This is a genomic window from Streptomyces sp. NPDC002403 (assembly GCF_053593015.1).
On record NZ_JBSFBQ010000057.1, the window covers coordinates 37,326 to 43,567 of the forward strand.

General features: G+C 71.6%; 4 protein-coding genes. 1 reads left to right on the plus strand and 3 read right to left on the minus strand.

Annotated elements, in window-relative coordinates; genetic code table 11:
- Nucleotides 1-45 precede the first annotated feature (45 nt).
- Complete coding sequence (locus ACWCPY_RS36325; RefSeq protein WP_451272367.1) at nucleotides 46-417, minus strand: hypothetical protein; 372 nt, start codon at nucleotides 415-417, stop codon at nucleotides 46-48.
- 258 nt (nucleotides 418-675) lie between these two features.
- Here ACWCPY_RS36325 and ACWCPY_RS36330 point away from each other — a divergent pair, with 258 nt between their 5' ends.
- The gene (locus tag ACWCPY_RS36330) at nucleotides 676-1,182 is read left to right on the plus strand and encodes a hypothetical protein (RefSeq protein WP_451272369.1); all 507 of its coding nucleotides are present in this window, start codon (nucleotides 676-678) and stop codon (nucleotides 1,180-1,182) included.
- A gap of 21 nt (nucleotides 1,183-1,203) precedes the next feature.
- Here the strand turns inward: ACWCPY_RS36330 and ACWCPY_RS36335 are convergent, their stop codons facing one another.
- Together ACWCPY_RS36335 and ACWCPY_RS36340 are read right to left on the minus strand one after the other, a co-directional pair.
- On the minus strand, nucleotides 1,204-4,959 hold the full coding sequence (locus tag ACWCPY_RS36335) for an ABC transporter ATP-binding protein (protein WP_451272371.1): 3,756 nt from the start codon (nucleotides 4,957-4,959) through the stop codon (nucleotides 1,204-1,206).
- A gap of 145 nt (nucleotides 4,960-5,104) precedes the next feature.
- Entirely contained in the window at nucleotides 5,105-6,073 is a 969-nt protein-coding gene (locus ACWCPY_RS36340; protein WP_451272373.1) for a serine hydrolase, read from the minus strand.
- Nucleotides 6,074-6,242 lie beyond the last annotated feature (169 nt).

Here is a 6,242-nt window from a genome sequence, read left to right on the forward strand (position 1 = left end):
CCAGACCCGGCCGCCACGGCAGAACCGCGTGTCCGGGCCCGTGGGTCAGCAGAGAATCCAGCCCGTGGAGCCCGACTTCCCCGAGATGCTGGCCGAGGCCCTGACGCACCGGTTGAGCGCGTGGACCGTCACCGGACCGGCCTGCTGGGTGTATGTGCCGCTGTCGACGACGGGGTTGCCGCCGCGTGCCTGGATCGTCACGGACATCGGCCGGCGCGAACCCGGCTTCTTGGCGACCGCTGTCGCGCAGGCGTAGGAACGGTTCTTGTAGACGCGCAGCTCGCCGGTCTTGAACGGGACCGTCTTCGCGGGGCGCCCGGCGCAGGCCGTCGCGGCGTCGGCCCGGCCGGCCGCGGGGCCGCCGAGCACCAGGCCGAGGGCGGCCACCAGCGGCAGGACGACCGAGCACATCAGCATCCGGCGGCCGCTTCCGTTTCCCCCTCCACCACCCCCCGAATCGGCCGATTCGACCTTTCCGGGTTTTTCCGGACCTTTGATCACCAGCAACCCCATCACCAGTCGAACGCTTACACCCTTGCTCGGCGCATACGCATACATGCGTACGACGCAGGAGGCCATCCGGAGGTTGCATCCGGCGCGCTCCGCACCCGGCGCAACCGAACCGCCACAGCATGACTCCCACTGGACAGAGCCACACGAAAGGCAGGAACTGTCATGCTCCGACTCCGCAACGCACAGGACCCCCGCGGCCGACGCCTCATCGGCCGGACGCTGCTCGCCTCCGCTCTCCTCACCGCCGTCGCCACGGTTCCCGCGGTCGCGGCGGCGACCCCGCAGGAACCGCGGAGCCCGGCGGCCGCGTCGGCGCGCAATGACCTCGGCGTCTCCGCCCACCAGCAGGTCGCCCACTTCTACGGCGCCTACATCGACGCCGTCTCCGCCGAGGACGGCGCCCGGCTCGCCACCGCCCTGAAGGCCTTCTACCTGACCCCTCGTCTGCGCTCCGAACTGAGCACCTGGGAGCGGCGCAACCACGCGGACGGGGTGCTCCGTGCCCAGAACACCCCGATCGCCTTCCGGGTCACCCCGGACGACAGCGCCGCCGGCCACACCTGGTCGACGGTGCGGCTCACCTGGAGCGGCGGCAAGCACCCCACGTACTCGTACCTGACCGTGCGTTCGGACCTGCGGACCGGGAAGATCTCCGAAATCGGCCGGTGACCCGGCGGGCGGGCCCGCCGCTCACACCCCGGCGGGCTCGTCCTCCCCGATGAAGGTGCGCCACAGCACGGCGTAGTGGCCGTCCCTGGCCAGGAGTTCGTCGTGCGTGCCGTCCTCGACGACCCGGCCGTGGTCCATCACCACGACCCGGTCGGCGCGGGCGGCCGTGGTCAGCCGGTGGGCGACGACCAGGGTGGTGCGGCGGCCGGTGAGCCGGTCGGTCGCCTGGTTGACCAGGGCCTCGGAGGCCAGGTCCAGGGAGGCGGTCGCCTCGTCGAGCAGCAGGATGTCCGGATCGACGAGTTCGGCGCGGGCCAGCGCGATCAGCTGGCGCTGACCGGCCGAGAGGTTGCGGCCCCGCTCGGCGACCTCGTGCAGATAGCCGCCGTCCAGGGTGGCGATCATGTCGTGGGCGCCGACCGCCCGCGCCGCCGCCTCCACCTCGGCGTCACCGGCCTCGGGACGCCCGTAGGCGATGGCGTCGCGGACCGTGCCCGCGAAGAGGTACGCCTCCTGCGGCACGACTCCGAGCCGGTGCCGGTACGCGGTGAGGTCCAGGCGGCGCAGATCGGTGCCGTCCGCCGTGACCCGGCCGCCCGTCGGGTCGTAGAACCGGGCGACGAGCTTGACGAGGGTGGACTTCCCCGCGCCGGTCTCGCCGACGAACGCGACCGTCTGGCCGGCCGGTATCCGCAGGTCGACGCCGGTGAGGGCCTCCTCGGCGTCGTCGCCGGAGCCGTACGCGAAGGTCACGTCCTCGAAGGCGATCTCGCCGCGCAGCGACAGCACGTCCAGCGGTTCGTCCGCGGCGTCGGTGGAGGTCGGCTCGCGCAGCAGCTCCTGGATGCGGCCGAGGGAGACGGTGGCCTGCTGGTAGCCGTCGAAGACCTGGGAGAGCTGCTGCACCGGGGCGAAGAACAGGTCGATGTAGAGGAGGTAGGCGACCAGCGCACCGGTGGTGAGCGTGCCGTTGTCGACCCGGCCGGCGCCGACGATCAGGACGGCGGCCGCGGCCACCGAGGACAGCAGCTGCACGAACGGGAAGTAGACCGAGATCAGCCACTGGCCGCGGACCCGGGCCTCGCGGTAGTGGTCGCTGCGCTCCGCGAACCGGCCGGCGCCGTCGGCCTCGCGGCGGAAGGCCTGCACGATCCGCAGCCCGGAGACGGACTCCTGGAGGTCGGCGTTGACCACGCTGATGCGTTCACGGGCCAGCTCGTACGCCTTCACGCTCTTGCGGCGGAAGAAGAACGTTCCGACGACCAGCACCGGCAGCGTCGCGAAGACGACGAGGGCCAGCTGCACGTCGAGGACCAGCAGCGCGACCATGATGCCGAAGAAGGTGACGACGGAGACGAAGGCCGTGACCAGTCCGGTCTGCAGGAACGTCGACAGCGCGTCCACGTCCGTCGTCATCCGGGTCATGATCCGGCCGGTCAGCTCGCGCTCGTAGTAGTCCAGGCCGAGCCGCTGGAGCTGCGCGAAGATCTTCAGCCGCAGTGAGTACAGCACCCGTTCACCCGTGCGGCCCGTCATCCGGGTCTCGCCGATCTGGGCGGCCCACTGCACGAGGACGACCACGAGGGCCAGCGCGGAGGCCGCCCAGACGGCACCGAGTGCCAGCTGCGAGACGCCCTGGTCGATGCCGTGCCGGATCAGCACCGGCAGCAGCAGACCGGCGCCCGCGTCGATCGCGACCAGTACCAGGCTCACCAGCAGCGGCAGCCCGAAGCCGCGCAGCAGCCTGCGCAGCCCGTAGGAGTCCTCGGCGCCGACGGCCCGTGCCTCGTCGATGCCGGGGGTGTCGGTGGCGGGCGGCAGCGCCTCGACCTGGGCGAGCAGCTCGGGGGTGGCGGGCATGCCTGCCGCGCCGGTGTCGCGCGGCTCCTCCTTGCGGACCCACAGGTGGGGGCTGATGCCGCGCTCGGCGTCGAACTCGGCGTCCAGCTCCTCCTGGAGCGCGCGCTCGTCCTCGGGGGTCGTGTCGGCTGCGGGCGTGAGCCGGTGGTGTCCGGGCGAGGTGCCGCCCAGCTCGTCGGGGTCGGTGAGCAGCCGCCGGTAGAGCGGGGAGCGGCGCTCCAGCTCCTCGTGGGTGCCGATGTCGGCGAGCCGGCCGTTCTCCAGGACGGCGATCCGGTCGGCGAGGCCGAGGGTGGAGCGGCGGTGGGCGATCAGCAGGGTGGTCCGCCCGGCCATCACCTGGCGCAGCGCCTCGTGGATCTCGTGCTCGACGCGGGCGTCGACGGCGGAGGTGGCGTCGTCGAGGAGGAGCAGCCGGGGGTCGGTGAGGATGGCGCGGGCGAGCGCGACGCGCTGGCGCTGGCCTCCGGAGAGGGTGAGTCCGTGCTCGCCGACCTTGGTGTCGTAGCCCTCGGGAAGGTCCGCGATGAACCGGTCGGCCTGGGCGGCGCGGGCGGCCTCCTCGATCTGCTCCTGGGTGGCGTCGGGGAAGCCGTAGGCGATGTTGGCGCGGACGGTGTCGGAGAACAGGAAGCTGTCCTCCGGTACGAGGCCGATGGCGGCGCGCAGGGACGCGTGGGTCAGCTCGCGGACGTCGTGGCCGCCTACCAGGACGGCGCCGTGCGTCACGTCGTAGAAGCGGGGCAGCAGCAGCGAGACGGTGGACTTCCCGCTGCCGGAGGCGCCGACGACGGCGACGGTCTCGCCGGGCTCGATGGTCAGCGAGAAGCCGTCGAGGACGGGGCGCTCCTCGTCATAGCCGAACCGTACGTCGTCGAACTCGACGCTCGCGGGGGCGTCGGCCGGGAGTTCCCTGGTGCCGTCCTTCATGGTCGGCTCGGTGTCGATGAGTTCCAGTACGCGCTCGACGCCGGCCCTGGCCTGCTGTCCGACGGTGAGGACCATGGCGAGCATCCGGACCGGGCCGACGAGCTGGGCGAGGTAGGTGGAGAACGCCACGAACGTACCGAGGGTGATCTCGCCCCGGGTGGCGAGCCAGCCGCCGAGGGCCAGCATCGCGACCTGGCCGAGCGCGGGGACGGCCTGGAGGGCGGGGGTGTAGCGGGAGTTCAGCCGTATCGTCCGCAGCCGCCCGGCGAACAGCTTCCGCCCGACCTCGCGCAGCTTGCCGGTCTCCTGCTCCTCCTGCCCGAACCCCTTGACGACCCGGACCCCGGAGACGGCCCCGTCGACGACTCCGGCGACGGCGGCGGCCTGCCCCTGGGCGTACCAGGTGGCGGGGAAGAGCCGGGAGCGGGAGCGGCGGGCGATGAACCAGAGGGCGGGGGCCACGGCTATCGCGACCAGGGTGAGCAGCGGCGAGAGCCACGCCATGATCACCAGGGAGATGATGAAGAGCAGGACGTTCCCGATCGTCATCGGGAGCATGAACAGGAGTCCCTGGATCAGCTGGAGGTCGCTGGTGGCGCGCCCGACGACCTGCCCGGTGGACAGCTCGTCCTGCCGCTTCCCGTCGAGGCGGGTGATCGTTCCGTACATCTCGGTACGGAGGTCGTGCTGCACGTCGAGGGCGAGCCGGCCGCCGTAGTACCGGCGGATGTACGTGGACACGTACACCAGCGCGGCGGCGACCACGAGGAGCCCGGTCCAGACGGCGAGGGACCGCGTGTGGCCGACGACGACGTCGTCGATGATCACCTTGGTGATCAGCGGGACGAGCGCCATCACCGCCATGCCCGCGAGCGAGGAGCCGAGCGCCAGCAGCACGTTGCGCCGGTAGCGCCATGCGTAGCCGCACAGCCGCCGGGCCCATCCCGGGGCCTGCGTCACGCTCTGTACGTCCCCTGCGTCCGTCACCGGTGCCTCCCGTCAGACATGCTCTACCGGAAGGCACCAACGCGGTGGGCAGCGGATTTCATCCCGCTGTCACAAAAGACGGGCCCCCGGTCGTAGGCCGGTGCGACGTCCTGCCTACGACCTGCGTACGCCGTCCGCGGCCGGGCTACGACCGCGGCGTCGCGGTGAGCATCCGTACCGCCGGGGCCTCCGGTACCGCGGGCACCGCTTCCTGCGGGGCGGCGGGCGGGGCGATGGTGGAGGTCGTCTTCGCGGCGACGGCCGGGTTGAGGTCCTTGTGCACGGCGCGGGCGACGGCCTGGATGGTGTTGATGCCGTCGTTCATCGTCTTGTTGTCCTGCGTGAGCACGGTGATCCCGTAGTCGTGCCCCTTGCCGGTGAAGGCGCCGATGCTGTGCACCCGCCAGCCGTGGGTGGCACGCGGCAGCCAGCCGTTCTTGACCTGGACGGTCACCCCGGACGGGGCTCCGGCGGGCGTGCCCCAGCGCTGCGAGGAGACGACCTTCTTCATCAGCCCCAGCTCGTAGGAGCGCGCGTTGTCGCTCAGCACGGAGTTCTTGGCGGTCAGCAGCGTCAGCAGCCGCAGCTCGTCCTGGGCGGTGATCCGGGTCAGCCCCCAGTAGCCACCGGAGCCGGGCACCGTGTGCGTCATCCCGGCGGCCTTGAGGAACGCCTTGACCTTGGTCACCCCGAGCTGCTTCCACAGGCTGGTGGTCGCGTTGTTGTCGGACTTGGTGATCATGGCGGTGGCGAGGTCGATCTCGCGCTGGGTGAGATAGCGGTTGTGCTTCTTGTTGTCCCAGAGCAGCGTCGCCAGCACGGTCGCCTTCACGACGCTGGCGGAGTCGTACGTGCTGGTCGCCCGCAGGGAGCAGCTGGTCCTGGTCGTGCGGTCGTAGAGCGCCACGGCCGTCGTCGACTTCCGGCCCTTGAGCGCGGCGGTGATGTCCTTCGACAGCTTGGCGGCGAGCCCCGCCTTCCCGGACGTGCAGCTCACCGTCGGCGTCGCCGCGGCGGCGGGCGCGGCGCCGAGCGCCACCGGTGCGAGCACGCCCGCGGCGAGCACGACGGATATCGCGCCGCGCGCACGGCGCGATATGTGGGATCCAGGCATGAGGCTTTCCCCGTTTTCTGAGTCATGTGTGCGGGCGCGCCCCCTGCACGCCCGAAAGGAATGACTCCCTGGCGTACGAAAAGTTGTACGAGGCACGAGTCATGTGACGGGGTTGTGACGCCCGGGGCGCGGACGGCACCGCCCCGGCGCCTGCCCCAGCAGAGTTCGG